This is a genomic window from Pseudoduganella sp. UC29_106 (assembly GCF_044055365.1).
Lineage (GTDB): Bacteria > Pseudomonadota > Gammaproteobacteria > Burkholderiales > Burkholderiaceae_D > Rugamonas.
In genome coordinates, this window is sequence record NZ_CP171977.1 from 3,136,384 (window position 1) to 3,162,907 (window position 26,524).

At 62.7% G+C, this 26,524-nt stretch carries 16 protein-coding genes, 3 tRNA genes and 4 pseudogenes; 9 read left to right on the forward strand and 14 right to left on the reverse strand.

What is annotated here, in order from left to right; translation table 11 throughout:
- The first annotated feature begins 93 nt into the window (after positions 1 to 93).
- From lon to ACHMW6_RS16090, 6 genes are all read left to right on the forward strand, one after another.
- A complete protein-coding gene (gene lon / locus ACHMW6_RS16065; protein WP_395408070.1) occupies positions 94 to 2,502 on the forward strand; it encodes an endopeptidase La in 2,409 nt (802 codons plus the stop codon).
- A 271-nt stretch (positions 2,503 to 2,773) separates the two neighbouring features.
- A complete protein-coding gene (locus tag ACHMW6_RS16070) occupies positions 2,774 to 3,046 on the forward strand; it encodes an HU family DNA-binding protein (protein ID WP_055927923.1) in 273 nt (90 codons plus the stop codon).
- Positions 3,047 to 3,087: 41 nt separating this feature from the next.
- A tRNA-Val gene (locus ACHMW6_RS16075) sits at positions 3,088 to 3,163 on the forward strand.
- A 34-nt stretch (positions 3,164 to 3,197) separates the two neighbouring features.
- Positions 3,198 to 3,274 (forward strand) — tRNA-Asp (locus ACHMW6_RS16080).
- Between the two features lie 20 nt (positions 3,275 to 3,294).
- Positions 3,295 to 3,371 (forward strand) — tRNA-Asp (locus ACHMW6_RS16085).
- A 167-nt stretch (positions 3,372 to 3,538) separates the two neighbouring features.
- Positions 3,539 to 5,404, forward strand: a complete 1,866-nt coding sequence (locus tag ACHMW6_RS16090) for a SurA N-terminal domain-containing protein (protein ID WP_395408071.1) — start codon at positions 3,539 to 3,541, stop codon at positions 5,402 to 5,404.
- 102 nt (positions 5,405 to 5,506) lie between these two features.
- On the opposite strand, the gene mnmH is transcribed toward ACHMW6_RS16090, so the two are convergent.
- On the reverse strand, positions 5,507 to 6,562 hold the full coding sequence (mnmH, locus tag ACHMW6_RS16095) for a tRNA 2-selenouridine(34) synthase MnmH (RefSeq protein WP_395408072.1): 1,056 nt from the start codon (positions 6,560 to 6,562) through the stop codon (positions 5,507 to 5,509).
- Positions 6,559 to 7,191 (reverse strand): arylesterase, encoded by a 633-nt coding sequence (locus ACHMW6_RS16100; RefSeq protein WP_395408073.1) that lies wholly within the window; start codon positions 7,189 to 7,191, stop codon positions 6,559 to 6,561. The genes mnmH and ACHMW6_RS16100 overlap by 4 nt, the downstream gene beginning before the upstream one ends.
- A 52-nt stretch (positions 7,192 to 7,243) precedes the next feature.
- On the opposite strand from ACHMW6_RS16100, the gene ACHMW6_RS16105 reads away from it, so the two are divergent.
- A complete protein-coding gene (locus ACHMW6_RS16105) occupies positions 7,244 to 7,936 on the forward strand; it encodes an ABC transporter ATP-binding protein (RefSeq protein WP_395408074.1) in 693 nt (230 codons plus the stop codon).
- 63 nt (positions 7,937 to 7,999) lie between these two features.
- Here the strand turns inward: ACHMW6_RS16105 and ACHMW6_RS16110 are convergent, their stop codons facing one another.
- Positions 8,000 to 9,502, reverse strand: coding sequence for an NAD(P)H-hydrate dehydratase (locus ACHMW6_RS16110; protein ID WP_395408075.1), 1,503 nt, complete (start codon positions 9,500 to 9,502; stop codon positions 8,000 to 8,002).
- Between the two features lie 84 nt (positions 9,503 to 9,586).
- Here ACHMW6_RS16110 and ACHMW6_RS16115 point away from each other — a divergent pair.
- Positions 9,587 to 13,196, forward strand: a pseudogene (locus ACHMW6_RS16115) (hydantoinase B/oxoprolinase family protein).
- 13 nt (positions 13,197 to 13,209) lie between these two features.
- Here ACHMW6_RS16115 and ACHMW6_RS16120 read toward each other — a convergent pair.
- The 3 genes and pseudogenes from ACHMW6_RS16120 to ACHMW6_RS16130 form a co-directional block, all read right to left on the reverse strand.
- Positions 13,210 to 14,847 (reverse strand): tetratricopeptide repeat protein, encoded by a 1,638-nt coding sequence (locus ACHMW6_RS16120; RefSeq protein WP_395408076.1) that lies wholly within the window; start codon positions 14,845 to 14,847, stop codon positions 13,210 to 13,212.
- A gap of 5 nt (positions 14,848 to 14,852) precedes the next feature.
- Positions 14,853 to 15,947, reverse strand: coding sequence for a tetratricopeptide repeat protein (locus tag ACHMW6_RS16125; protein WP_395408077.1), 1,095 nt, complete (start codon positions 15,945 to 15,947; stop codon positions 14,853 to 14,855).
- Positions 15,948 to 16,179: 232 nt separating this feature from the next.
- A pseudogene (locus ACHMW6_RS16130) lies at positions 16,180 to 16,497 on the reverse strand (response regulator); the annotation flags it as partial.
- Between the two features lie 379 nt (positions 16,498 to 16,876).
- On the opposite strand from ACHMW6_RS16130, the pseudogene purL reads away from it, so the two are divergent.
- Positions 16,877 to 20,921 (forward strand): annotated as a pseudogene (gene purL, locus ACHMW6_RS16135) (phosphoribosylformylglycinamidine synthase).
- On the opposite strand, the gene ACHMW6_RS16140 reads toward purL, so the two are convergent.
- The 8 genes and pseudogenes from ACHMW6_RS16140 to ACHMW6_RS16175 all read right to left on the reverse strand — a co-directional run bounded on the left by ACHMW6_RS16140 (position 20,911) and on the right by ACHMW6_RS16175 (position 26,515).
- Entirely contained in the window at positions 20,911 to 21,288 is a 378-nt protein-coding gene (locus ACHMW6_RS16140; RefSeq protein WP_395408078.1) for a VOC family protein, read from the reverse strand. The pseudogene purL and the gene ACHMW6_RS16140 overlap by 11 nt on opposite strands.
- A gap of 9 nt (positions 21,289 to 21,297) precedes the next feature.
- Entirely contained in the window at positions 21,298 to 21,957 is a 660-nt protein-coding gene (locus ACHMW6_RS16145) for a DNA alkylation repair protein (protein WP_395408079.1), read from the reverse strand.
- Positions 21,958 to 22,061: 104 nt separating this feature from the next.
- A complete protein-coding gene (locus ACHMW6_RS16150) occupies positions 22,062 to 22,835 on the reverse strand; it encodes a peptidyl-prolyl cis-trans isomerase (protein ID WP_395408080.1) in 774 nt (257 codons plus the stop codon).
- Between the two features lie 70 nt (positions 22,836 to 22,905).
- On the reverse strand, positions 22,906 to 23,685 hold the full coding sequence (locus ACHMW6_RS16155; protein WP_395408081.1) for a peptidyl-prolyl cis-trans isomerase: 780 nt from the start codon (positions 23,683 to 23,685) through the stop codon (positions 22,906 to 22,908).
- Positions 23,686 to 23,810: 125 nt separating this feature from the next.
- The gene (locus tag ACHMW6_RS16160) at positions 23,811 to 24,083 is read right to left on the reverse strand and encodes a BolA family protein (RefSeq protein WP_395408082.1); all 273 of its coding nucleotides are present in this window, start codon (positions 24,081 to 24,083) and stop codon (positions 23,811 to 23,813) included.
- A complete protein-coding gene (locus ACHMW6_RS16165; protein WP_395408083.1) occupies positions 24,080 to 24,709 on the reverse strand; it encodes a septation protein A in 630 nt (209 codons plus the stop codon). Before ACHMW6_RS16165 ends, ACHMW6_RS16160 begins: the two co-directional genes overlap by 4 nt.
- Positions 24,706 to 25,113: a peptide-methionine (R)-S-oxide reductase MsrB gene (gene msrB / locus ACHMW6_RS16170; protein WP_395408084.1), complete on the reverse strand. Its 408-nt coding sequence runs from the start codon at positions 25,111 to 25,113 to the stop codon at positions 24,706 to 24,708. The genes ACHMW6_RS16165 and msrB overlap by 4 nt, the downstream gene beginning before the upstream one ends.
- A 9-nt stretch (positions 25,114 to 25,122) precedes the next feature.
- Positions 25,123 to 26,515, reverse strand: a pseudogene (locus ACHMW6_RS16175) (YdiU family protein).
- Positions 26,516 to 26,524 lie beyond the last annotated feature (9 nt).

Here is a 26,524-nt window from a genome sequence, read left to right on the forward strand (position 1 = left end):
TCTTAATTTTTCTGAGAAATATTTACGGTTGCAGGTCTTGTGATCTGGCTGCGAGGGCCTACATCATAACCATGCTTTTACATAGGGTACGCCATGACAACTTCCAAATTAACTGAGCAAACTCAACTGCCGTTGTTGCCTCTGCGGGATGTCGTCGTTTTCCCGCATATGGTGATTCCGCTGTTTGTTGGCCGCCCGAAATCAATCAAGGCACTGGAAGCCGCTATGGAACAGGGCAAGAGCATCATGCTCGCTGCCCAGAAAGCTGCTGCCAAGGACGAACCGTCCCCATCCGATATTTATGAAATCGGATGCGTCGCCAACATTTTGCAAATGCTGAAACTGCCCGATGGCACCGTAAAGGTGCTGGTCGAGGGTTCCCAGCGAGCACGTATCCGCAAGATTACCGATTCGCCCACCCACTTCATCGCCGACCTCGTGCCGCTGGAGTCGGAAGTGGGCGATGAATCCGAGATCGAGGCCATGCGCCGCGCGATCGTTCAGCAGTTCGACCAGTACGTCAAGCTGAACAAGAAGATCCCGCCTGAAATCCTCGCATCCCTGTCGGGCATCGACGATGCTGGCCGCCTGGCCGACACCGTGGCCGCCCACCTGCCGCTCAAGCTGGAGCAGAAGCAGGTGATCCTGGAGATCTTCAACGTCGCCAAGCGCCTGGAGCACCTGCTCGGTCAGCTGGAAGGCGAGCTGGACATCCTGCAGGTGGAAAAGCGCATCCGTGGCCGCGTCAAGCGCCAGATGGAAAAGTCGCAGCGCGAGTACTACCTGAACGAACAGGTCAAGGCGATCCAGAAGGAATTGGGCGAAGGCGAGGAGGGCGCCGATCTCGACGAACTCGAGAAAAAGGTGGCCGCCGCCAAGATGCCAAAGGAAGCGCTGGAAAAGGCCCAGGCCGAGCTGAAGAAGCTGAAGCTGATGTCGCCGATGTCGGCCGAAGCAACCGTGGTGCGCAACTATATCGACACCCTGGTGTCGCTGCCATGGAAGAAGAAGTCCAAGGTCAACAACGATCTGGCCAATGCCGAGAAAGTGCTCGAAACCGACCACTACGGCTTGGAAAAGATCAAGGAACGCATCCTGGAATACCTCGCAGTGCAGCAGCGCGTGGACAAGCTGAAGGCGCCGATCCTGTGCTTCGTGGGTCCTCCAGGCGTGGGTAAGACCTCGCTGGGCCAGTCCATCGCCAAGGCGACCAACCGCAAGTATGTGCGGATGGCGCTGGGTGGTGTACGCGACGAAGCCGAGATCCGCGGCCACCGCCGCACCTATATCGGCTCGATGCCGGGCAAGGTGCTGCAGTCGCTGTCGAAGGTGGGCGTGCGCAATCCGCTCTTCCTGCTGGACGAAATCGACAAGATGGGCGCGGACTTCCGCGGCGATCCGTCGTCGGCCCTGCTGGAAGTGCTGGATCCGGAACAGAACCACACGTTCTCCGACCACTACATCGAGGTCGACTTCGACCTGTCCGATGTGATGTTCGTGGCGACTTCGAACAGCTACAACATCCCGCCGGCACTGCTGGACCGTATGGAAGTGATCCGCCTGTCGGGCTACACGGAAGATGAGAAGACCAACATCTCCCTGCGTTACCTGCTGCCCAAACAGATCAAGAACAACGGCCTGAAGGAAGGCGAGATCAGCATCAGCGAAGCTGCTGTGCGCGACATCATCCGCTACTACACCCGTGAAGCGGGCGTGCGTTCGCTCGAGCGTGAAATCTCGAAGATCTGCCGCAAGGTCGTCAAGCTGCTGCTGCTGAAGAAGTCGGACCGCAAGGTTACCGTGACGCCGAAAAACCTGGACAAGTTCCTGGGCGTGCGCCGCTTCGACTTCGGCGTGGCCGAGAAGACCAACCAGATCGGCCAGGTGGTCGGGCTGGCATGGACCGAAGTGGGCGGCGACCTGCTGACCATCGAGTCCGTGAACATGCCTGGCAAGGGCAATGTGATTCGCACCGGTACGCTGGGCGACGTGATGAAGGAATCGATCGAAGCGGCCCGCACCGTGGTGCGCAGCCGTGCTTCCCGCCTCGGCATCAAACCCGAAGCGTTCGAGAAGCAGGACATCCATATCCACGTGCCTGAAGGTGCCACGCCGAAGGATGGTCCATCGGCCGGTATTGCGATGACCACCGCCCTGGTGTCGACCTTCACCGGTATTCCGGTGCGCGCCGACGTGGCCATGACCGGCGAGATCACACTGCGCGGCGAGGTGCTGCCGATCGGCGGTCTGAAGGAAAAACTGCTGGCGGCACATCGCGGCGGCATCAAGACCGTGCTGATTCCGGAGCAGAACGTGAAGGACCTGGCCGAAATTCCGGACAATGTGAAAAACAAGCTGGAAATCGTGCCGGTGCGCTGGATCGACAAGGTGCTCGAAGTCGCGCTGGAGCGCCAGCCGGAGCCGATCACCGAGGTGCAGGCCGTGGAGGCTGTTCCTGCTGCCGCTACCAAAAGCGACGGCCAGGAAGTCGTGAAGCACTAAACCGGAAGAGCTGGTGTCAGCCACGATGTGGCTGACACCTTGGCACGCGGCGCTGGCTTAGGTGTCTGCCACATCGTGGCAGACACTAGCTTCACCCGGTTTTAAGCAAATAAACAGGCGCCAATCGGCGCCTGTTTTGCTATTTACCCTTGACACAGCGCAACCCCCGCTTGTTTAATACGGCCTGAGATTTTTCTCGCAATATTTTTCTGCCTTAATAAAAGGCATTAAAACGGTATAAACGATATAAACCTTTGTGACGGGGACTGCTTTGAACAAGACTGAACTGATCGACCACATCGCTACTTCCGCTGACATCTCGAAAGCGGCAGCTGCGCGCGCTCTGGACGCAGTGATCGATGGCGTTACCACCACCCTGGCCAAGAACGACAGCGTCACCCTGGTCGGCTTTGGCACTTTCTCCGTGAGCGAGCGCGCTGCCCGTACCGGCCGCAATCCGCGCACGAAAGAAGAGATCAAGATTGATGCAGCAAAAGTTCCTAAATTTAAGGCTGGTAAAGCCCTGAAGGATGCTGTACAATAATGGCCTTCGGTAAGCAGTGATGCTTACCGGGCAGTTTAACCGGGCGCTTAGCTCAGTTGGTAGAGCGGATCCCTTACAAGGATTAGGTCGGGAGTTCGACCCTCTCAGCGCCCACCAGTTAAACGTGTTGTAGTACCGTGTTGTGTTTGCAGGAGCGGTAGTTCAGTTGGTTAGAATACCGGCCTGTCACGCCGGGGGTCGCGGGTTCGAGCCCCGTCCGCTCCGCCAGCAAACGCACACAACTACCTGGAGCGGTAGTTCAGTTGGTTAGAATACCGGCCTGTCACGCCGGGGGTCGCGGGTTCGAGCCCCGTCCGCTCCGCCAGAATTCCCGAATAGCCCCGCACTTCGAAAGAGCTGCGGGGCTTTTCCGTTTACGCGTCTTGCTCTGTGGGCAAGTGACCTGTAAAATCGCGCGAACATTTACGTAGCATCCACAAGATTGGAAACCAGCTGACCATGTTTGATTTTGTTCGCACGCATCAAAAACTGATGCAGATTATTCTGGCGATCCTGATTGTTCCGTCGTTCGCCCTGGTGGGCATCAGCGGGTACAAGAGCTTTGGCGACGACGCCAACACGCTCGCCAAGGTCGACGGCCATCCGGTGACGCAGCAGGAGCTGGACAACGCACAGCGCAACCAGCTGGAGAACTTCCGCCAGCGCCTGGGCCCGCAATTCGACCAGAAGCAATTCGAAACGCCTGAATTCAAGCAGAACGTGCTGGATACGCTGATCGCCGAGCGCGCAGTGAATTCCGAAGTGCGCCGCGCCCACCTGACCGTGAGCGACGCCACCCTGCAGCGCCTGATTCTCGAAATCCCGGGCCTGGTGAATGACCAGGGCAAGTTCGATGTCGAGCGCTACAAGGCCGTGCTGGCCGCGCAGGGCATGTCGCCTGAAATGCACCAGGCGCGCCTGCGCCAGGACCTGTCGCTGCAGCAGCTGACCGGCGCCATTGAGCTGAGCGGCTTCGCACCGCGCACCGTGAGCAAGATGATTTCCGACTTCGGCGCCCAGGAGCGCGAAGTGCAGGAACTGATGCTGCCTGTGGCGTCCTTCGTGCCGCAGGTGAAGGTCACCGATGAAATGGTGAAGGCCTTCTATGACAAGAACGCCAAGCTGTTCGAAGTGCCGGAGCAGGCGAAGATCGAATATGTGGTGCTGAACGCTGCCGCCATCGCGGACCAGGCCACTGCCACCGACGAAGAGATCGCGTCCTTCTACAAGAACAATGAAAAGCGCTACAGCGAAGAAGAATCCCGCCGCGCCAGCCACATCCTGATCAAGGCCGGTACCGACAAGGCGGCTTCCAAGGCCAAGGCCGAAGCCATCCTGGCCGAAGTGCGCAAGAATCCTGGCGACTTCGCCAAGATCGCCAAGGCCAAGTCGGACGACCCGGGTTCCGCGGAGCAGGGCGGCGACCTGGATGTGCTGGTCAAGGGCACTTTCGTGAAGCCGGTTGAAGATGCGATCCTGAGCCTGAAGCAGGGCGAGATCAGCAACCTGGTGGAGTCCGAGTTCGGCTGGCACATCATCACCGTGACTTCGCTGAAGCCTGCGCACACCAAGCCGCTGGAAGAAGTGAAGGGCGAGATCGCCGCCGAGATCAAGAAGCAGAAAGCCGGCAAGATGTACTCCGAGGCGGCTGAAACCTTCACCAACACCGTGTACGAGCAGGCCGACAGCCTGAAGCCGGTGGCCGACAAGCTGAAACTGAAGATCGAAACCGCCAATGGCCTGAGCCGCAACCCGTCGCCGGCCCTGGGCCAGGCGCCGTTCAACAACGCCAAGTTCCTGACTGCGGTGTTCACCGACGACGCGATCAAGAACAAGCGCAATACCGAAGCCGTTGAAGTCGCGCCGAGCACCCTGATCGCCGGCCGCATCGTCGAATTCAAGCCTGCCTCCAAGCGTCCGCTGGCCGAAGTCGATGCAGCGATCCGCCAGCGCGTGACCATGGAAGAAGCGCTGAAGCTGGCGCACAAGGCGGGCGAAGAAAAACTGGCTGCAGGCAAGAAGTCCGGTGATGCCGCCGGCTTTGGCGACGCCAAGGTGGTGTCCCGCGCCAAGCCGGACTTCAACCCCGCCGCCTTCCAGGCTGTGATGCGCGCTGACGTGTCCAAGCTGCCTGCCTATGTTGGCGTGGACGTGCCGGGCGTTGGCTACGGTGTCTACCGCATCGGCAAGGTCCAGCAGCCTGCGACCGAAGACGCTGCCCGCCGTGACATGGAAGCATCGCAGATCGGCAATATGGTCGCGCAGCAGGAGATGGTCGGTTACGTGGAAGTGCTGAAGCAGAAGGCGAAAGTGAAGATCGTTCGCCCGATGAACGCGGCCCCAGCGAAAGCCGAGTAAGTCCGGGAAAACCCAAGGCGTGAACCGGGTGTCAGGCACGATGTGCCGGACACCAGCTTTTGGCCTCGGGTTGAAAAAAAGCCGCCATCAGGCGGCTTTTTTTTATTCGCGATGCAGTTGCCGCGCAGCCGCCAGGAACGACTCCGGCGAAATATCCGCCAGCTCCACCACCTGCGCCTTATCGTATTGCGCGAAATTCCGGTTAATGGATCGCAGATAAGCCGGGTCATAATGATCGACCAACAGCTCGTCCACCAGCGACGGCATCTGTCCGCCGTTGGACATCCCCTGCCAGCGCTCGATCTTTTCCTTGCCATGCAGCGGAGTCAGGAACTCCAGCTGTGCATTCAGCGCCGGTGCATTGCAGGCGAAATGCTGATAATCCTCGATCAGCAACTTCACGCGATCCCCGCGCGCAACCTGCATCGCGATGCAAGGCGAAGCGCGCATGCGGTCCATCAGTGCGGCCGGTACGCGCAAATCGCCCACCTTCTTGCTCTCCGACTCCACGAACACCGGCAGTGACGGATCGAAGCGGCGCAGGCGGTCCCAGATCGACGTTTCAAATGCCTTTTGCGTAGGCTGCGGCTGGCACGGAATATTGCCCAGCACCGAACCGCGATGCGCCGCCAGTTGCTCAAGGTCCAGCACTTGCGCGCCGATCGCCTCCAGCGTATCCAGCAGGCGCGTCTTGCCGCTGCCCGTGGTGCCGCAGATCACGCGGAAATCCAGCTCCGGCGTCTTTTCCAGCTCAAGGTTGATCTGGTTGCGGAACGCCTTGTAGCCGCCGTCCAGCTGCACCACGGGCCAGCCGATCTTGGCCAGCACATGGGCCAGCGAGCCGCTGCGGTTGCCGCCGCGCCAGCAGTAGACGAGAGGCTTCCAGTCGCGCGGCTTGTCCAGCCACAGCGTCTCGATGTGATAAGCGATGTTCTTCGACACCATCGCCGCGCCTACCTTCTTCGCCTCGAAGGAGCCAACCTGCTTGTACATCGTGCCGACGGCGATGCGCTGCTCGTCGTCCAGCACCGGGCAGTTGATCGCGTTGGGCAGGTGGTCCAGTGCGTATTCGGAAGGGCTGCGGGCATCGATGATCGTGTCGAATTCATCGAGGCGCGGCAGTACGTCTTCAATCTTCAGTAGTTCGGGATACTTCATTTTGTTTTAAGTATGGGAAGCAGGTGGGGCCAGATATTGGCCAGGATAATCGGGTGGGCTTCCGCCAGCGGATGCAGGCGGTCCGGCTGGAACAGGTCGGGCTTCTGCGCCACGCCATCCAGCATGAAAGGAGCCAATGGCACATTGACCGACTTGCTCAGCGTGCCGTACATGGCGAAGAATTTGTCCGCATAGTCGCGGCCATAGTTCGGCGGCATGCGCATGCCGACCAGCAGTACCTGGGCGCCGGCCTTGCGCGAGGCTTCGACCATGGCGCGCAGGTTCGCTTCGGCGGCCGGCACGGGCAGGCCGCGCAAGCCGTCGTTGGCGCCAAGTTCAATGACCACCACATCGGGCTTGTGCTTGCTCAGCAGTGCCGGCAGGCGCGTGCGGCCGCCGCTGGTGGTCTCGCCACTGACGCTGGCGTTGACGATATTGGCATCGAGCTTTTGCGTCCTGAGTTTCTGCTCCAGCAGGGCCACCCAGCCGGTGCCGCGCGCCAGGCCGTATTCGGCCGACAGGCTATCGCCCACCACGAGCAGGGTTTTTGGTGCAGAATAGGCGTTTGCCGCGCTGACCAGCAGGAGCAGGGCGGCCATGGCCAGTCGCAACTTATTAAACAAGATCATGCCCGATTTCCCTCAAGCGTCTACCACCAGTTTCATTCCTGACGCGCCGGCCATGCCGGCAGCGCGTGTATCCGTGTCGCAGGCTGCCATCGCGGTATCGGGCCTGAGCAAGCGCGTGGCCGATGCCAGCGGCGAGCTGACAATCCTGCATAGCGTGGATTTTACCGTGCAAAAGGCCGAGACGCTTGCCATCGTTGGCGCCTCCGGTTCCGGCAAATCGACCCTGCTTGGTCTGCTGGCCGGCCTCGATACGCCGTCCGAAGGCACCGTGGTGCTCGATGGCGTGGACATCTTCGCCCTGGATGAAGATGGCCGCGCCGCGCTGCGCAAGGAAAAACTGGGCTTCGTGTTCCAGTCCTTCCAGCTGCTGCCGCACCTGACGGCGCTGGAAAACGTGATGCTGCCGCTGGAACTGACCGGTGATTCGAATGCACGCTTGAAGGCGGAGGTCATGCTGGGCCGTGTAGGTCTTTCCAGCCGTTTGAATCATTATCCGAAGTTCCTGTCCGGCGGCGAGCAGCAGCGCGTGGCCCTGGCCCGCGCCTTTGTCACCGAACCGCCACTGCTGCTGGCGGACGAACCGACCGGCAGCCTCGATGCGGCAACCGGGGAAGCGGTGATCCAGCTGATGTTCGAGCTGAATCGCGAGCGCGGCTCGACCCTGGTGCTGGTGACGCACGATCCGTCCATCGCGGCTCGGTGCTCGAGGACCATCACGATCGCTGCGGGCCGTTTGGTCCTTTAGAACCCACGGCCAAAACCAGGTGTCTGCCACGATGTGGCAGACACCAGCTTCATGCCTTGGGTTCTAACGGCTGCTGTGGCTCGCGAGGCGATTGAGGGCGGTGCGGATTGCGGGTATCAGTTCACCAGCGGTAAGCCCGGCCGGGCCTGCGCCCTCGGCGACCAGCACATCCGCCGCCATCCCATGCAGCCAGACCGCGCCGACGGCTGCCTCCCATGCCGGCCATCCCTGCGCCAGCAAACTGCCGCACAGGCCCGCCAGCACGTCTCCGGTGCCCGCGGTGGCCAGTGCCGGATTGCCCGTCGTATTGACCACCACCGCGCCATCGGCGGCCGCAATCACAGTGCCGGACCCCTTCAGCACCACGGTCGCGTTAAGTGAAGAGGCCAGCCGGCGCGCGGAACCAAGCCGGTCGGCCTGCACGTCGCCGGTCGTGCAGCCCAGCAGCCGGGCCGCTTCGAGTGGATGGGGCGTCAGCACGGTGGGCGGCTTGCGCGCTGCCAGCAATTCGCGCAAGCGCGCATCGGCCGCGCACAGGTTCAGCGCATCGGCGTCCGTCACCAGCGCGTTGTGGCTGTGCAGGGCGTTGATCAGCATCTCCGACGCGGCAGCGGACATGCCCAGCCCCGGCCCCGCCACGGTGACAGCGATGTCGAAATCATATTCCTGGGCACTGCGGCACATGAGCTCCGGATGGGCTGGGTCGAAGGCGGGCGGCTCGCCGACAAAGCAGGCATAAACCCGCCCGGCGCCGCACATCAGCGCCGTGCGCGCCGCGAGAATGGGCGCGCCCGCCATGCCGCGCGCCCCGCCCAGCACCGCCACATTGCCGAAGCTGCCCTTGTGCGCGCTGTGCCGCCTGCGCTGGGCGCAATGGACAAACAGCGCCGCGTCAGACAGTTGCGCCGCCGTACGCGCAAAGAGGGCGCCGTCGATGTCCAGGTTGGAAACCAGCACCAGCCCCGCATGGTCGCGTCCTTCGCATGTGTGCAGGCCCGGTTTGTCGCCGAGGAACGTGATCGTATGCGTCGCGCGCACGGCCACGCCGTCGCCGACCAGGGCGCCCGTATCGGCATCGAGCCCGCTCGGGATATCCAGCGCCAGGACAGGACAGTGCAGCGCATTCACGGCCGCAACCAGCTCCGCTGCGATGCCGGACAAAGGGCGTTTGAGGCCAATACCGAACAGTCCGTCGATGACCAGGTTCCACTCCGCGCCGGCAACGGCTGCTGAATCCGGCGGCAGGATACGCAAAGGCGCGCCGCGCGCCCGCTCCAGTGCGTGACGGCGCTCGGCCGACGGCTCGCCGGACGGTTCGAAGTGAAGCAGGGTGACCTGGGCGCCGGCGTGGGCCAGGTGGGCCGCGGTTTCCAGTGCGTCGCCGCCGTTATTGCCGGGGCCTGCAAGCACCAGCACCCTGGCCTTGGACGTCGTGAAGGGCAGCAGGTCCAGCGCCTCGTTGGCGCCCGCCTGGCCTGCGCGCTGCATCAGGGCGCCCTCGGGCAGCCGCTGCGCGGCGGCGCGTTCGATGTCGCGGATCTCGGCAACGGTATAGAGAGGAGTCATGCAGGCAATAATAGCATCGGAAGTGCGCCCGCCAACCGGCCGGCGCACTACAATATGCCTCTATCGACGTAAGCGAGGCATGCAATGGACTGGCAATTCTGGATCGACCGCGGCGGCACTTTCACCGATATCGTGGCGCGCATGCCCGATGGGCGGCTGCGCACACACAAGCTGCTGTCCGAGAGCCCCGAACAGTATCGCGACGCGGCCATTGCCGGCATCCGCCACCTGATGGGCGTAGCCGCGGGTGGCCCGATTCCCGTGGAGCGGATCGAAGCCGTAAAGATGGGCACCACGGTCGCCACCAATGCACTGCTGGAGCGTAAGGGCGAACCGACTGCGCTGGCCATCACGCGCGGCTTCCGCGATGCGCTGCGCATCGCCTACCAGAACCGTCCCCGCCTGTTCGACCGCCATATCGTGCTGCCCGAGCTGCTGTACCGGCACGTGATTGAAATCGATGAGCGCATGGGCGCGCATGGCGATGTGGTCACGCCCCTCGATGCCGAGGCGGCCCGCGCCGGGCTGCAAGCCGCCTACGACAGGGGCCTGCGCTCGCTGGCCATCGTCTTCATGCACGGATACCGCTACACTGCGCACGAAGAAGCCGTGGCGGACATCGCCCGCACGATCGGCTTTACGCAGATTTCGGTGTCCCATCACGTAAGCCCGATGATGAAGCTGGTGGCGCGCGGCGATACGACCGTGGTGGATGCCTACCTGTCGCCCATCCTGCGCCGCTATGTGGACCAGGTGGCGCGCGACATGCCGGGCGTGAACCTGCAGTTCATGCAGTCGAATGGCGGCCTGACCGACGCGCGGGCCTTCCAGGGCAAGGACTCCATCCTGAGCGGTCCGGCGGGCGGCATCGTGGGCATGGTGCGCGCCAGCCGCGCAGCGGGTTTCGAGAAAGTGATCGGCTTCGACATGGGCGGCACATCCACCGACGTGTCGCACTTCTCGGGCGAGTTCGAGCGCGTGTTTGAGACCCAGGTTGCCGGCGTGCGCATGCGCGCGCCGATGATGAGCATCCATACCGTGGCGGCGGGCGGCGGCTCGATCCTGCACTTCGACGGCAGCCGCTTCCGTGTGGGGCCGGACAGCGCCGGCGCCGATCCAGGCCCGGCCAGTTATCGCCGTGGCGGACCGCTGGCGGTCACCGACTGCAACGTGATGCTGGGGAAGATCCAGCCGGACAATTTCCCCAAGCTGTTCGGCCCGGGCGGCGACCAGCCGCTGGACGTGGCCACCGTGCGCGAACGTTTCGCGGTGCTGGCGACGGAGATTGAATCCGCCACCGGCGCGCCATCGTCGCCGGAGCAGGTGGCCGAAGGCTTCATCGAAATCGCCGTCGGCAATATGGCCAACGCCATCAAGCAGATTTCCGTCCAGCGCGGCCACGACGTGACCGAATACGCGCTGACCAGCTTTGGCGGCGCAGGTGGCCAGCATGCCTGCCTTGTTGCCGATGCACTGGGTATGAAAACGGTATTCATCCACTCGCTGGCGGGGGTGCTGTCCGCCTACGGCATGGGACTGGCCGACCAGACCGCGATGCGCGAAGCTGCGGTGGAATTGCGCCTGGCAGCGGACGCTCATGCGGAGCTCGAAGGCCGCCTGGAAGCGCTGGGCGAGCTGGCATGCAGCGACCTGGTGGCGCAAGCGGTGGCGCCAGAACGCATCAGCATCGTGCGCCGCGTCCACCTGCGCTATGAGGGTACGGATTCGGCGCTGATCGTGTTGTTCGGCACCGTCGAAAGCATGAAGGAACAGTTCGAAGCCGCGTACCGCAAGCGCTTCTCGTTCCTGATGCCGCACAAGCCGATGATCGTGGAAGCGGTGTCGGTGGAAGCCATCGGCAAGTCCGACGCCCCGGCGGAAGCGCCACCGCAGGCCGCGCCGCGCCATGCGCCGCTGCAGCCGCAGCGCGTGGTGCCGATGTACAGCGCCGGCCAGTGGCGCGATACAGGGCTGTTCCTGCGCGAGTCCACCCGCATTGGCGACATCATCAAGGGCCCGGCAGTCATCGCGGAGGCCAATGCCACCACGGTGGTGGAGCCGGGCTGGCAGGCCGAAGTCACGCCGCAGGACCATCTGGTGCTGACACGCATCGAAGCGCTGCCGCAGCGCCGCGCCATCGGCACCACGGCCGATCCGGTGATGCTGGAAATCTTCAATAACCTGTTCATGTCCATCGCCGAGCAAATGGGCCTGCGCCTGCAGAACACGGCTTATTCGGTAAACATCAAGGAGCGGCTGGACTTCAGCTGCGCCATCTTCGATGCGGACGGCAACCTGATCGCCAACGCGCCGCACATGCCCGTGCACCTGGGTTCCATGGGCGAGAGCATCAAGACGGTGATGCGGGAGAACGCGGGCAAGATCGGGTGCCGGGGACGTCTATATGCTGAATGATCCGTACAACGGCGGCACGCACCTGCCGGACGTTACGGTCATCACGCCGGTCTTCGATGAGGCGGACGAGAACATCCTGTTCTATGTCGGTTCGCGCGGCCACCATGCGGACATTGGCGGCACCACGCCGGGCTCGATGCCGCCCGATTCGCGCCTGATCGAGGAAGAGGGCGTCCTGATCAACAACTTCAAGCTGGTGGACGGCGCGTCCGGCGGCCAGTTGCGCGATGCCGAAGCGCGGGTGCTGCTGGCTGGCGCCAAATATCCGGCCCGCAATCCGGATCAGAACATGGCGGACTTCCGCGCCCAGGTGGCTGCCAACCAGAAGGGCGTGGAAGAGTTGCGCAAGATGGTGGCGCATTTCGGCCTCGACGTGGTGCAGGCCTATATGCGCCATGTGCAGGATAACGCGGAGGAAGCAGTACGGCGCGTGATCAGCGCCCTGCGCGACGGCCACTTCGCGCTCGACCTGGATAATGGCGCCCGCATCGAGGTTGCCGTGCGCGTGGACCAGGCTTCACGCAGCGCGGAAATCGACTTCACGGGCACGTCCGCGCAGCTGGACAACAACTTCAATGCGCCGTCCGCCGTTTGCATGGCGGCCGTGCTGTATGTGTTCCGCACGCTGGTGGACGACGAGATTCCGCTGAATGCGGGCTGCCTGAAACCGCTGCACGTGATCATCCCGCCCGGTTCCATGCTGAATCCGCACTATCCGGCGTCGGTGGTGTCCGGGAATGTGGAGACGTCCACCTGCATCACCAATGCGCTGTATGGCGCGCTGGGCGTGCAGGGCGCTTCGCAGGGGACGATGAATAACTTCACCTTCGGGAATGAACGCTACCAGTATTACGAGACGATCAGCGGCGGCTCGGGCGCAGGCGATGGCTTCGATGGGACGGACGTGGTGCAGACGAATATGACCAATTCGCGGCTTACCGATCCGGAAATCCTTGAGTTCCGCTTCCCGGTGCGGCTGGAGAGCTACGAGATCCGGCACGATTCGGGCGGTGCGGGGCGCTGGCACGGCGGCAATGGCGGCGTGCGCAAGGTGCGCTTCCTGCAGGAGATGACGGCGGCGATCTTGTCGAATAACCGTGTTTATGCACCGTTCGGGATGGCTGGCGGGGAGGCGGGGGCGTTGGGGCGGAATACCGTCATCCGAGCCGACGGCGCCCGCGAGACGCTCGGCCACATCGGCAAGACCGTGATGGCGGCGGGCGATGTGTTCGTGGTCGAAACGCCAGGCGGCGGCGGATTTGGCACGGCGGATCAATGATCCGCCGCGACCGTCACGCGGCCGTCGAAATACCGTATTTACGCTGCGTGCCGGTGTATTGCGCTAATAATGACGCCAACTGCGGATTGTCCGGATCCAGCCGGCGGATACGGTCGATCAGGCTGGATGCCTGCTCGGCGAGCGGCGCTTCCCAACCCAATTCGTCAAGCTGCTTGATAATGGCCTGCGCCGCGGCGTAAAGCACGGGCAGATTGCCCGGCGTACGGCGCAGCGCCTGGTTGAGGGTGATGACGGCGGAACGGTGGTCGCCCACGCGGGTCTTGTCGGCCGCGTCGGACAGCATCTCCGTGACCTGGTGGCTGATCCGGTCGCCCACGCCGCGCGCCAGGTCGTGCCGGCCCGCCTTTTCGAACACGCCCACCGCCTGGTCCATTGACAGGCCGCTCTCCGGATCATTCATCATATTCAGCATGACTTCGGACGCATCGCTGTCCAGCCGATGCCGGAGGCAGGCGTGCACCAGTCCAATGCGCAGCTGGCTGGAAAGCCCGCGCGCCATGCCGACCGCAGTCACGGCATTCGACAGCTCTTCCGCCGCCTCATTCTCCTTGCCCGTCAAATCCAGCAGCAGTGCATTGGAAATGGCGCGGCAGGCCTCCGTATTGGCGTTGCCGCGCAGGGAGCGCTCCAGGTCGCGGATCACGCCGCTGGCCTGGCTGGCATCGCCCTTGCGCACCAGCGCACGCACCAGGTTCACATGGTCCTCGGGATCGCGGAATTCCGAATAACGGGCTTTGGCCACGACCTGCTTGAAAGCCTTTTCGGCCCCGCTGATGTCGCCTGACTCGAACGCCACTTCGCCGAGGTGGCGCAGCCGCTGGACCAGATGGGGCGACAGGGCCACCGCGTCCTCCAGCACCTTTTTGGCCTGCACGTTCTGGCCCATGGCTGCGTAAGTTCGGGCCAGCAAGTCGTAGGCCGCCATCAGCTGCGGATTCATTTCCAGCAGGCGCTCCAGCGTATCGCGCGCCTCGTCGTGGCGCTGCTGGGCGAACTGGCAGCGGGCCAGTCCCAGCTGGGCCCAGCCCGAATGGCGCGTGACCACGACGCCCTGGTACACAAGTTCGGCGTCGGACAGCTCGCCCAATTCGACCAGCAGCTCGGCGCGCAGGCGGGCGAAGTCCGTGGCATAGCGGGCGTGGGTGATTTCGGCTTCGCGGCAGGCTTTCACGGCTTCGCGCAGCTGGCCATGTGCGATCTGCTGATAGATGGGCAGGAAGAGGGCGCGGCGGTCCACGGCGCGGGTGATACGCTGCAGCAGCGTGTCCACCGTAAAGGGTTTCAGCACATAGTCAGACGGCGTCAGTTCGGCGGCGCCAATCACCTTGCTGTGCACGCCCTCGGACGTGAGCATGATGAAAATGGCCGAGCGGTCGATCAGCTTGTGGTGGCGCAGGTCTTCCAGCAGCTGCTGGCCATCCTGGCCGCTATCCTCGCTGCCATTGCCCAGGTCATATTCGCACAGGATGATGTCGAAACGCTTGTTGCTCAACTGGCGGATGGCCGTGCCGGCACTCACTGCATACTCGATGCGCGTGATCGAGGACTGGCTGAGCATATTGTGCAGATTGCCCCGCATCGCCGGATTCGGGTCGACAATGAGAACGGACAGGTCGCTGGTCAATGGCATCGTGCTTACTCCGCGCTCGAGATGGCGCTTGCTTGGTTGGACTTGGTACGCAATGAGATGTACTGGGATGACAGCCCGGCCAGCATGGCGTGCTGGGGATCGGCCTTGCGCAGGCGCACCAGCAGGCCGGCGCACTGCTCGGCCAGCGGGCCATCCCAGCCGCTGTCTGCCATCAGGCGCAGCATGGCGGAGGCGAGGGCGGACATCAGCCCCGGATTCTCGGGACGCCGCTTCACGGCCGCCTTCAGCACCTGCACGGCGCCGCGCTGGTCGCCCTGGCCGCTGCGCAGGGCGGCCTGCTTGACCAGGTCATCGAGATAGCGCTCAACGCTGTCGCCCTCATTGTGGGCCAGGTCGCTGCGGCCGGCTTTTTCGTACAGGGCCTGGGCGTCGGCGTGGGTGATGCCGCTGGCCGAATCCTCGGTCATCGCATCGAGCATCTGCATGGCTTGCTGATCCAGCCCATTTTCGAGGCAGCTCTTCACCAGGTTCAGCTTCATGCCGCGCGACAGGCTGGCGCAAGCCTCCAGCGCCTTGGCCGCATTCGCCAGTTCAGCGGCTGCCGCTTCGCCGTTGCCGTTCAGTGACTGGATCAGCGCGGCCGAGTAGGCGCGGCAGGCATCGGTGCCGGGACCGCTGCGGGACGAGCGCTCCAGATCGCGCAGCACACCGGCTGCACCGGCTGCGTCGCCTTTGCTGACGAGGGCGCGCACCAGGTTCAGGTGATCTTCGGGATCGCGGAATTCCGAGTACTTGGCCTTGGCGACCACCTGCCTGAAAGTTTTCTCGGCCGCTGCAATGTCGCCGGTATCGAAAGCCACCTGGCCGAGGTGGCGCAGGCGGCGCACCATGTGGGGCGAGATCGACACGGCCGCTTCCAGTGCCTTGCGCGTTTCGTCCGGCTGGCCCATGGCCTCGTGGGTGCGCGCCATCAGGTCGTAGGCGGCCATGAATTTCGGATTTTCGTCCAGCAGCGACTGCAGGGTTTCCAGCGTGGCCGTGTAATCGCCGTCCGCGAACTGGCAACGCGCCAGGCCAAGCTGAGCCCAGCCAAGGGAGCGCGACTCCAGCAGGCCGGCGTACACACGCGCGCGCCTCAAGTGTCCGCCCGAGTGCGAACCAGGCTTCGGCGCGTAGGCGGGCGCACTCCGTCGCATAGCGCGCATGGCCGGCTTCGGCGCGCTCGCTGGCTTGCACGGCCTCTGGCAGGCGTCCCTGTTCCAGCATTTGGTGCACCGGGAGGAGGGCGTTGCGGCGGTCCACGGCGCGGGCGATACGCTGGGACAGCACGTCCACCGTGAAGGGTTTCAGGATGTAATCCGTGGGTGTGAGCTCGGCGGCGCTGACCACCTTGCCGTACATACCCTCTGTGGTCAGCATGATGAACATGGCCGACTGCGGGATGACTTTGTGGTGGCGCAGATCTTCCAGCAGCTGCTGGCCATCCTGGCCGCCGTCATCCGAGCCCAGGTCGTATTCGCACAGGATCAGGTCGAAGTTGCGCTTATCCAGGTTGCGGATCGCCGTGCCGGCGCTGACGGCATGCTCGATCTGGCCCACATCCAGCTGCGAAAGCATATTATGCAGGCCCGCGCGCATATGCGGGTTCGGATCGATGATCAGAACCGACAGGTTGTTATAGGCTTGCATTGTGGTCGCGCGAGGCTGTCATAGGGAAGGAGCATACTCCAAGCCCACCCCGAAATCGGCGATTTAGCACGTTTTGGCTGAAAATGTTGCTCCAATGCCATTGTAGGCGGATCCGGCATTCGGGGTCAGCTCTGTCATTCGGACACGCAGCGCCGATGTTTGAGCCAGCTCAATACGGGAAATAGGCCGTTTTTGCGTATTGAGGTAGCTCAAAAGCTAGCGCTAGCTGTCCAAATGACAGAGCTGACCCCGAATTGTGGGGTGGGAAGAGGGGGCTGAAACCGGTATAATGTCGGCAAAGGAAATTCCGCAAGACCATTCAGCTCGTGCCCAGTATTCTTTTAATCCGCAGCCAAGCTGCATCTACTGCCTCCCAACCATGTTGATTTTGCCGGGTTCAAACGCCCTGTCCGCATTCCGTAGCCAACGTCTTTTAACCCAACTGCAAGCCGTTCTGCCGTCGATCAGCTCTGTGCAAGCGCGCTATATCCACTTTGTGGACTCCGCTTCCGAGCTTTCCGCCGACGACAAGAACCGCCTCAACGGCCTGCTGACCTATGGCGAACCGGCGCTGCCGGAGCACGCCGAGGGCGTGGTCGAGGAATTCTTCGTGATTCCGCGTTTCGGCACCATTTCGCCGTGGGCGTCGAAAGCCACGGACATCGTCCACAACTGCGGCATGGCCCACATCCACCGCGTTGAGCGCGGCGTGGCCTATCGCGTGAACCTGAAGGGCGGCATCCTGGGCACCGGCCTGGGCGCGGCCAAGAAGCTGGCGCCGGAAGAGGCGCAAGCCGTGGCGGCCCTGCTGCACGACCGCATGACCGAATCCGTGCTGCGCCACCCGGACCAGGCGGCAGGCCTGTTCAGCAGCCTGGAAGGGAAGGCCCTGGAATTCATCGATGTGCTGGGCGCCGGCCGCCATGCGCTGGAAAAGGCGAATACGGACCTCGGCCTGGCAATGTCCGACGATGAAATCGACTACCTGCTGAACGCTTTCACCACCGCACAGCGCAATCCGACCGACGTGGAACTGATGATGTTCGCCCAGGCGAACTCGGAGCACTGCCGCCACAAGATCTTCAACGCCGATTGGACCATCGATGGCAGCGCGCAAGACCGTTCGCTGTTCAAGATGATCAAGAACACGCACGAGAAGAACCCGCGTGGCACCGTGGTCGCCTATTCGGACAACTCCTCCATCATTGAAGGCGCCGAAGTCACCCGCTTCTACCCGCGCGGCGACAGCCACGAATACGCACCGTCCACGGAATTGGTGCACACCCTGATGAAGGTGGAGACCCACAATCACCCGACCGCGATTTCCCCATTCCCTGGCGCCTCCACCGGCGCGGGCGGCGAGATCCGCGACGAGGGCGCGACTGGCCGCGGCGCCAAGCCGAAGGCGGGCCTGACCGGCTTCACCGTGTCCAACCTGATGATCCCGGGCGCCGTGCAGCCTTGGGAAAACGCGGCCAATGTGACCGCACCTGCGGGCAAGCGCGATGAATCCCAGGTTTACGGCAAGCCGGAGCGCATCGCTTCGCCGCTGCAGATCATGATCGACGGCCCGCTGGGTGGCGCCGCTTTCTCGAACGAATTCGGGCGTCCGGTCCTGGGCGGCTACTTCCGTACCTACGAACAGAATATCGGCCAGCAGTTCGCCGGCGCCATCGACACCGTCTTCGGCTATCACAAGCCGATCATGATCGCGGGCGGCATCGGCAGTATCTCGGCATCGCACACCCACAAGAACGACATCCCCGTCGGCAGCCTGCTGATCCAGCTGGGCGGCCCGGGCATGCGCATCGGCATGGGCGGTTCGGCCGCTTCCTCGATGGCGACCGGTACCAACACCGCGGACCTGGACTTCGACTCCGTCCAGCGCGGCAATCCGGAAATGGAACGCCGTGCCCAGGAAGTGATCAACGGCTGCTGGCAGATGGGCGACGCCAACCCGATCATCTCGATCCACGACGTGGGTGCGGGCGGCCTGTCCAACGCTTTCCCTGAAATCACCAACGACGCCAAGCGCGGCGCAATCTTCGACCTGCGCAAGGTGCCGCTGGAGGAATCCGGCCTGGCGCCGAAGGAAATCTGGTCCAACGAATCGCAGGAACGCTATGTGCTGGCGATTGCGCCGGCCGATCTGCCGAAGTTCCAGGCCCTGTGCGAGCGCGAGCGCTGCCCGTTCGCCGTGGTTGGCGTCGCGACCGAAGAGCGCCAGCTGAAGGTGATCGACCAGGAAATGGGCAACAACCCCGTCGATATGCCGATGGAAGTCCTGCTGGGCAAGCCGCCGAAGATGCACCGCGACGTGAAGCATGTACAGAACGAGCTGCCGGCGCTGGACCTGACCGGCATCCAGCTGGAAGAGGCGGCGCGCCGCGTGCTGCTGCTGCCGACCGTGGCCGACAAGAGCTTCCTGATCACCATCGGCGACCGTACCGTGGGCGGCATGTCCGTGCGCGACCAGATGGTTGGTCCGTGGCAGGTGCCGGTTGCCGACTGCGCTGTCACCGCAATGAGCTATGAAGGCTATGTGGGCGAGGCGATGGCCATGGGCGAGCGCTCCCCACTGGCCGTGATCGATGCGCCGGCTTCCGGCCGCATGGCCGTGGGCGAAACCGTCACCAACCTCGCTGCCGCGCCGATCGCAGATCTCGGACATCAAGCTGTCCGCCAATTGGATGGCCGCCTGCGGCCAGCCGGGCCAGGATGCCGCGCTGTTCGACACCGTGAAGGCCGTGGGCATGGACCTGTGCCCGGCCCTGGGTCTTTCCATCCCGGTCGGCAAGGATTCCCTGTCCATGCGCACCACCTGGAAGGACGAGGGCGCGGACAAGGCCGTGATCTCGCCGGTTTCCCTGATCGTTTCCGGCTTCGCACCCGTGTACGACGTGCGCAAGTCCCTGACCCCGCAAATCCGCACCGACCTGGGCGAAACCGCCCTGATCGTGATTGACCTGGGCCGCGGCAAGAACCGCATGGGCGCTTCCGCGCTGTCGCAGGTGATGGGCCAGCTGGGCAACGATGCGCCGGACGTGGACGCGCCGGAAGACCTGAAAGCCTTCTTCACCGCCATCCAGCAGCTGAACAAGGATGGCAAGATCCTGGCCTACCACGACCGTTCCGACGGTGGCCTGTACACCACCCTGGTGGAAATGGCCTTCGCCGGCCGCGCCGGCCTGTCCGTGAACCTGGACATGCTGACGCTGGAATCCGAGCACGCGATGGACCAGGGCGACGCCAAGAACTGGGCCGGCCAGATCGCCGAGCGCCGCAACGACTTCACGCTGCGCGCGCTGTTCAACGAGGAACTGGGCGCCGTGATCCAGGTGCGCGCGGACGAGAAGTCGGCCGTGATGGATGTGCTGCGTTCCTTCAACCTGGGCGCCTGCAGCCACATCATCGGCAAGCCGAACGACCGCGGGGTGGTCGAATTCACCCGCGACGCAAAGACCATCTACAGCCAGCAGCGTTCCGCGCTGCACCGCCTGTGGAGCGAAACCAGCTGGCGTATTTCCCGCGTCCGCGAAAATCCTGCCACCGCCGATGCGGAATTCGACCGCCTGTTGGACGAAGCCGATCCTGGCATGCAGCCGAAGATCACTTTCGACCTGGCCGAAAACGTGGCCGCGCCGTTCCTGGCGTCCGGCGCACGTCCGCGTGTCGCCATCCTGCGCGAGCAGGGCGTGAATTCGCATATCGAAACGGCGTGGGTGATGCACCAGGCAGGCTTCGCCGCCATCGACGTGCACATGAGCGACCTGATATCCGGCCGCGTGAAGCTGGATGACTTCCAGGGCGTGATTGCCGTGGGCGGCTTCTCCTACGGCGACGTGCTGGGCGCGGGCGAAGGCTGGGCCAAGTCCATCCTGTTCAACCCGGAGATGTCGGAGCAGTTTGCGCGCTTCTTCCAGCGCAAGGATACTTTCGGTCTCGGCGTCTGCAACGGTTGCCAGATGATGGCCAACCTGAAGCCGCTGATCCCGGGTGCACACGCCTGGCCGAAGTTCACGACCAACAAGTCGGAGAAATTCGAGGCGCGCTTCTCGATGGTGGAAGTGCTGGATTCGCCGTCCATCTTCTTCCAGGGCATGGCCGGCACCCAGACGCCGATCGCCATCGCCCACGGCGAAGGCTATGCGGACTTCAGCCAGACCGGCAAGATCGGCGAGGCCATCGCTGCGATGCGCTTCGTGGACAACCGCGGCGCCGCCACCGAAGCCTACCCGTTCAACCCGAACGGCTCGCCGGGCGGCCTGACCTCGGTCACCACGCCGGACGGCCGTTTCACCGTGATGATGCCGCACGCCGAGCGTGTCTTCCGCACCGTGCAGAACTCCTGGCATCCCGATGGCTGGGGCGAGGAATCGCCGTGGATGCGTATGTTCCGCAACGCGCGCAAGTTCATCGGCTGATGGTCTCGGCTATCGGCTGGCCTATCATCAGCCGGTGGCCATCGGGCGTGCGCAATCCGAATTCGCGGATGGCGCATGGCTCGTTGCTCAGGTCCTTGAAGATTTCGGCGCGTGCATCGATCGCGCGCCGGTAGTATTCGTCGATCTTGTCGACCACCAGATAGGCGAAGTAGGCGTGGTCGCCCAGATCGGACGGCGGCATGGCTGCGGGGCGCGAGGCCGCCATAATGGTGCAATTGCCATTAACGAAGATGCGCCAGTCCGGCTCACCCATTTCATGGACTTCGAAACCGAGGACGCTGCGGTAGAACGCGGCGCATCGCGTGAGGTCCGGCACAGCAATCACGAACATGGATTGCGTAATCATCCTGCCTCCCTATAGATGCCTGGCAGCCTCCCGATAACTGAGCGGGGCGAGGCGGGCCCTGTGCTCGTTCAGGAATTCCTGCACCGTGGCGGGGGCGTGGCGTGCGTAATCGCGCAGCGCCCAGCCGATCGCCTTCTGGATGAAGAATTCCTTCTCATGGCTTAAGGCTAGCGCATAACGGAACAGGCGTGGCGCATCAACGGCATCGCGCCAGCCGAGCTGGTGGAGCAGGGCGATGCGCCGAACCCAAAAGTCGCTGTCGGCCAGCGCCTGGTCCATCCCTACGTGCGTGCCACGCAGCACATCGCCGACAATGGCGGCGACGCCGTCCACCGTATCCCACCATGACTTTTGCCGCGCCAGGGCGACCAGGGACGGCAACTCGGCGGCTTGCAGCGTTTTCCAGCGGGCCGCCAGCAGGTCGAGGGCGGCGTATTGGTATTCGCGCTGGGGCTGCAGCCAGAGTGCTTCGGCCAGCGCCAGCAGCTCATTCGCGTCGGCGCCACGCAGCGGGGCCAGGACGGGCTTCAGGGCGGCGCGGCGCTGGGGAGTGGGGATGCCAAGAAAGTCGAACTGGCCGCGCATATAGGCGCGCATCGCGACAGCGCGCTCGCTATCGGCGTGCGGTGCGAGGGCTGCAATGACTTCGGCGAGAGTGTCGTTTCGCATGCAGAACCAGAGGCGTAAATCTAGTGTCTGCCACGATGTGGCAGACACTTGCTCTTGCCGTGGGGGTGAAAAAAAAGCGCTCCGAAGAGCGCCTTTCTGGGGAATTACTGAATCTTAGCCTTCTTGAACAGCTCATCGCGGTAAGCGGCAACTTTACGCTGCGTCAGCGCTTCAGCAACCTGGCCCTTGACTTCTTCCAGCGCCGGCAGCTTGACCGGACGAGTGCCGTCCAGCTTGATCACGTGCCAGCCGAACTGGGACTGCACCGGCTTGTCGGTGTACTGGCCATCCTTCAGGGCGACCATGGCGTCGGAGAAAGGCTTCACGTAGTTGCCCGGGCTGGCCCAGTCCAGATCGCCGCCGTTGTTGGCGGAGCTGTCCTTGGACACCTTGGCCAGTTCTTCGAACTTGCCGCCGGCTTTCAGCTTGGCGATGATGTCCTGGGCTTCCTTCTCGGTGCCGACCAGGATGTGGCGTGCGTGGTATTCCTTCTCGCCGCGGGAAGCCTTGTGCTCGTCGTAGGCAGCCTTGATTTCAGCATCGGTCACCGGATGCTTCTTCACGTAGTCCTGCAGCATCGCGTTGATGATGATGGTCTGGCGCGCGTTTTCCAGCGCAGCCTTGACTTCCGGCTTGGCGGCGAAGCCTTGCTTGTCGGCTTCCTGGATCAGCACTTCACGGCCGATCAGGTCCTTCTTGATCATTTCGCGCAGCTGGGGCGAATCCTGCTGGCCGCCCTGGGCTACGACTTGCTTGACCATCGCGTCCACGCGGGCAGCCGGAATCGGCTTGCCGTTTACGGTGGCAACGTTTTGTGCGAATGCTGGTGCGGCGACCATGGCGGTCAATGCTAACAGCAGGCGGGCTGGCTTCAACATATTGTTTATTCCTAATATATGAAATGCAAAACCGGCGCCTCAGGGGCGCCGGATGGACCGGGTCAGCGGATTACTGAACCTTGGCTTTCTTTACCAGTTCTTCCTGGTACGCTTGCAGCTTCTTCTGGATCAGCGCGTCGGTGATTTGCGGCTTGGCTTCATCCAGGGTCGGCAGCTTCACAGGACGGATGTCGTCCACTTTGATCACGTGGAAACCGTTCGGGGTTTGCAGTGGCTTCTCGGTGATCTGGCCTTTCTGCAGGCCGACGAAGGCGTCAGCGAACAGTTTCGGGAAATTGGAAGGGGTGCCCCAGTCCAAGTCGCCGCCGTTGGCCGCGGAACCGGCATCCTTGGAGGTCTTGGCCAGGTCTTCGAACTTGGCGCCGCCCTTCAGCTTGGCGATCACGTCATTGGCCTGGGCTTCGGTTTCGGTCAGGATGTGGCGCACGTGGTATTCCTTGTCGCCGGTGGCAGCCACCACGCGGTCGTACTCGGCCTTGACTTCAGCATCCGCTACCGGGTGCTTTTTCACATAGTCGGCAACCAGGGCGTTCAGGATAATGGCCTGACGGGCGTTTTCCAGCGCCTGCTTCACCTGCGGGTCGTTACCGAACTTCTGTTTTTCCGCTTCCTGCATCATTACTTCACGGCCGATCAGGTCCTTCTTGATTGCATCACGCAGCTGCGGGCTGTCTTGTTGTTGGCCCTGAGCCACCAGCTGCTTGACGATGGCGTCAACACGAGAGGTCGGAATGGCTTTGCCGTTGACCACAGCAACGTTCTGAGCAAAGACAGGTGCAGACGCAACGGCGATGAGTGCGAGCAGCAAATGGGCTGGCTTGAAAGTCATTGATTTAATTCCTAAGGGAAAGTTACTCGAAAAACGCGGGGAGTTGGGGCTGGATCGCCGAGATGTCTCTACTATTCAATTTGTGATCAGTCTTCTTGATTACTTAACCCAAAACTCCGCGCATATCATACTTCGGACGGTGCCAGTGCGGTAATGGCCAATGCATGAATTTCTTTATGCATCATATCGTGCACGGAATCATACACCAGACGATGGCGTGTGACGAGTTTATGACCCTGGAATTTATCGGAGACGATACGGACCCGGTAATGCCCGCCGCCGGAGGCTGCCCCGGCATGCCCCGCATGCATGGCGGATTCGTCTTCAATGGTGATGTCAGCGGGGCCCAGAGCGGCTTCCAGGCGTTCGCGGATCTTGGCCAGGCGCGGATCGCTCATGCTTCGTCCTTGATATGTTTCGAAAGGTAAAAAGCCTGGGCAATAAAGAACAACAGCATCAAACCGGTAACCCCGAATACCTTGAAATTGACCCAGGCGCCGTTATCGGCCTTGAATAGCACGAAGGCGACAAACAGATTCACAAAACCCAGCACGAGCCAGAAAGTAATCCAGGCGAAATGCAGGCGAATCCAGACCTGCTCCGGCAGACTGACCTGTTTTTCCATCGCTGCCTTGATCAGGTTCTTGTCAAAGAAGCGGTAGGCCACCAGCATGGCGGTGGCAAAACTCCAGTAGATAATCGTGGGTTTCCATTTGATGAAGTCTTCATCGTGGAAATAAATGGTAAGGCCGCCGAAAAACACGAAGACCACCATGGATACCCACAGCGCACCGTCCACCTTGCGGCCGCGCACCAGCAGATAGCCGATCTGCAGCATGGTGGCGACAATGCCGACAATGGTGGCGACAATGATCGGCGCCTGCGAAGCCGTGACGGCGCCGCCCGAAATGATCGCGCTCAGGTGGTTATTGATCAATTCCTGGGCCGCTTGTTCGTGGGCCCCGGCGTACTTATAGCTGCCGAAAAAGACCAGCAGCGGAAAAATATCAAACAGAAATTTCATTTGTTCTCAGGCGTCGGTTCAAACTCCAGCGAAGCCGAATTAATGCAAAAGCGCAATCCGGTCGGTGGCGGGCCATCGGGGAAGACGTGGCCCAGGTGGGCGTCGCATACTCCACAGATGACTTCGGTGCGCAGCATACCATGCGAACGGTCGACCTTCTCGATTACCTTGTCCGGATCGAGTGCCGCGAAGTAGCTGGGCCAGCCGCAGCCGGAGTCGAATTTGGTGTCAGAGGCGAACAGCGCGGTACCGCAGCAGACGCAGCGGTAGATGCCGTGTTCGTGGTGGTCCCAGTATTTGCCCGTGAAAGCGCGCTCGGTGGCCGCGTGGCGGGTCACCTGGTATTGCATTGAGTCAAGTTGGGCACGCCATTCGGCGTCGGATTTGATCAGTTTGTCGGTCATTTGGTTCTTTCAGGAGGAGCAGCTGACTTCCAGATGGCTGGCCCAGTCCGGAGGCAAGGCTGCATAGTGTTCGTTCTCTGGCTGTTCGTCGAACGGGTGCTCCAAAACTGACAAAAGGCGCTCAACTTCCGAGAAGTCTTTATTTTGCGCCTTTTCGATAGCGACTTGAGCTAAATAGTTTCGCAGGACGTATTTGGGGTTGACCCCATCCATTGCAAGCTTGCGCTCGGCATCGACACTGGCTTCGGCCTGCAGGCGCTCGCGGTACTGGTTGGCCCAGGTGTCGAAGGCGCCGCGGTCGATGAACAGGTCGCGCAGGGGCTCGTCGCCTGCCGTCGAGTCGGATTGCAGGCCGCTCAGGCGGCGGAAGAACAGGGTGAAATCGATATGGTTGTGCTGCATGATGGCAAACAGGCCATCCAGCAGTTCGCGGTCGCCGTCGTGGAAAGCCTTCAGGCCGAGCTTGGCGTGCAGGAGCTTGTCGATTTCGATGGCGAATTCCGGCTGGTACACGTCCAGCGCCTTCTGCGCCAGTTCCACTTCTCCGATCAGGGGCAGCAGGGCCTGCGCCAGCGCGTAGCAGTTCCAATGGCCGATCTGCGGCTGGTTGGCGTAGGAGTAGCGGCCCTGTTCGTCCGTATGGTTGCAGATATGCTGGGCATCGAAGGCTTCCATGAAGCCGAAGGGGCCATAGTCCAGGGTCTGGCCGAGGATGGACATTTGTCGGTGTTCATCACGCCGTGCATGAAGCCGACCGCCTGCCATTGCGCGATCAGGCGCGCGGTGCGGCGCGCGACTTCTTCCAGGAAGGCCGCGTAGCGGTTGGGCGCGTCCATCAGTTCGGATAGAAGCGCTCGATGACATAATCGGCCAGCTGTTTCAGTTCCTCCGGCTTGTTGCGGTAGAACCAGTGCTCGAAGGAGCCAAAGCGCACAAAGGTAAGGCGCCATGCGGATCACCACCGCGGCCGATTCGATCGATTCACGCACGATGCCCTGGTCCGAACCCACGACCGACAGTGCGCGCGTGGTCGGAATGCCCAGCGCATGCATGGCTTCCGAACACAGGAACTCGCGGATCGAGGAACGCAGCACGGCGCGGCCGTCGCCCATGCGCGAATAGGGCGTCAGGCCGGAACCTTTCAGCTGCAGCTCGATCGGACCTTCGGCCGTGGCGACGTCGCCCAGCAGGATGGCGCGGCCGTCGCCAAGCTGGCCAGCCCAGACGCCGAACTGGTGTCCGGAGTACACGGCGGACAGCGGCTTCGACCGGTCCGGCACCGGTTGCCGATCAAGGTGGCGACTGTGTCTTCATCGCGCATAGCCTGGGCGTCCAGCCCCACCAGCGTAGCGGCCTTCGGGCTGACGGCGACCAGGTACGGCGCAGGCAGCGGCGTGGGCATCAGCCGCGT

What these genes read in the sequence shown, in the direction of transcription:
- lon (WP_395408070.1), top strand. Translation starts at nt 94, where the DNA reads ATGACAACTTCCAAATTAACTGAGCAAACTCAACTGCCGTTGTTGCCT.
- ACHMW6_RS16090 (WP_395408071.1), top strand. Translation starts at nt 3,539, where the DNA reads ATGCAGATTATTCTGGCGATCCTGATTGTTCCGTCGTTCGCCCTGGTG.
- mnmH (WP_395408072.1), bottom strand. Translation starts at nt 6,562, where the DNA reads ATGAAGTATCCCGAACTACTGAAGATTGAAGACGTACTGCCGCGCCTC.
- ACHMW6_RS16100 (WP_395408073.1), bottom strand. Translation starts at nt 7,191, where the DNA reads ATGATCTTGTTTAATAAGTTGCGACTGGCCATGGCCGCCCTGCTCCTG.
- ACHMW6_RS16105 (WP_395408074.1), top strand. Translation starts at nt 7,244, where the DNA reads ATGCCGGCAGCGCGTGTATCCGTGTCGCAGGCTGCCATCGCGGTATCG.
- ACHMW6_RS16110 (WP_395408075.1), bottom strand. Translation starts at nt 9,502, where the DNA reads ATGACTCCTCTCTATACCGTTGCCGAGATCCGCGACATCGAACGCGCC.
- ACHMW6_RS16120 (WP_395408076.1), bottom strand. Translation starts at nt 14,847, where the DNA reads ATGCCATTGACCAGCGACCTGTCCGTTCTCATTGTCGACCCGAATCCG.
- ACHMW6_RS16140 (WP_395408078.1), bottom strand. Translation starts at nt 21,288, where the DNA reads ATGATTACGCAATCCATGTTCGTGATTGCTGTGCCGGACCTCACGCGA.
- ACHMW6_RS16145 (WP_395408079.1), bottom strand. Translation starts at nt 21,957, where the DNA reads ATGCGAAACGACACTCTCGCCGAAGTCATTGCAGCCCTCGCACCGCAC.
- ACHMW6_RS16150 (WP_395408080.1), bottom strand. Translation starts at nt 22,835, where the DNA reads ATGTTGAAGCCAGCCCGCCTGCTGTTAGCATTGACCGCCATGGTCGCC.
- ACHMW6_RS16155 (WP_395408081.1), bottom strand. Translation starts at nt 23,685, where the DNA reads ATGACTTTCAAGCCAGCCCATTTGCTGCTCGCACTCATCGCCGTTGCG.
- ACHMW6_RS16160 (WP_395408082.1), bottom strand. Translation starts at nt 24,083, where the DNA reads ATGAGCGATCCGCGCCTGGCCAAGATCCGCGAACGCCTGGAAGCCGCT.
- ACHMW6_RS16165 (WP_395408083.1), bottom strand. Translation starts at nt 24,709, where the DNA reads ATGAAATTTCTGTTTGATATTTTTCCGCTGCTGGTCTTTTTCGGCAGC.
- msrB (WP_395408084.1), bottom strand. Translation starts at nt 25,113, where the DNA reads ATGACCGACAAACTGATCAAATCCGACGCCGAATGGCGTGCCCAACTT.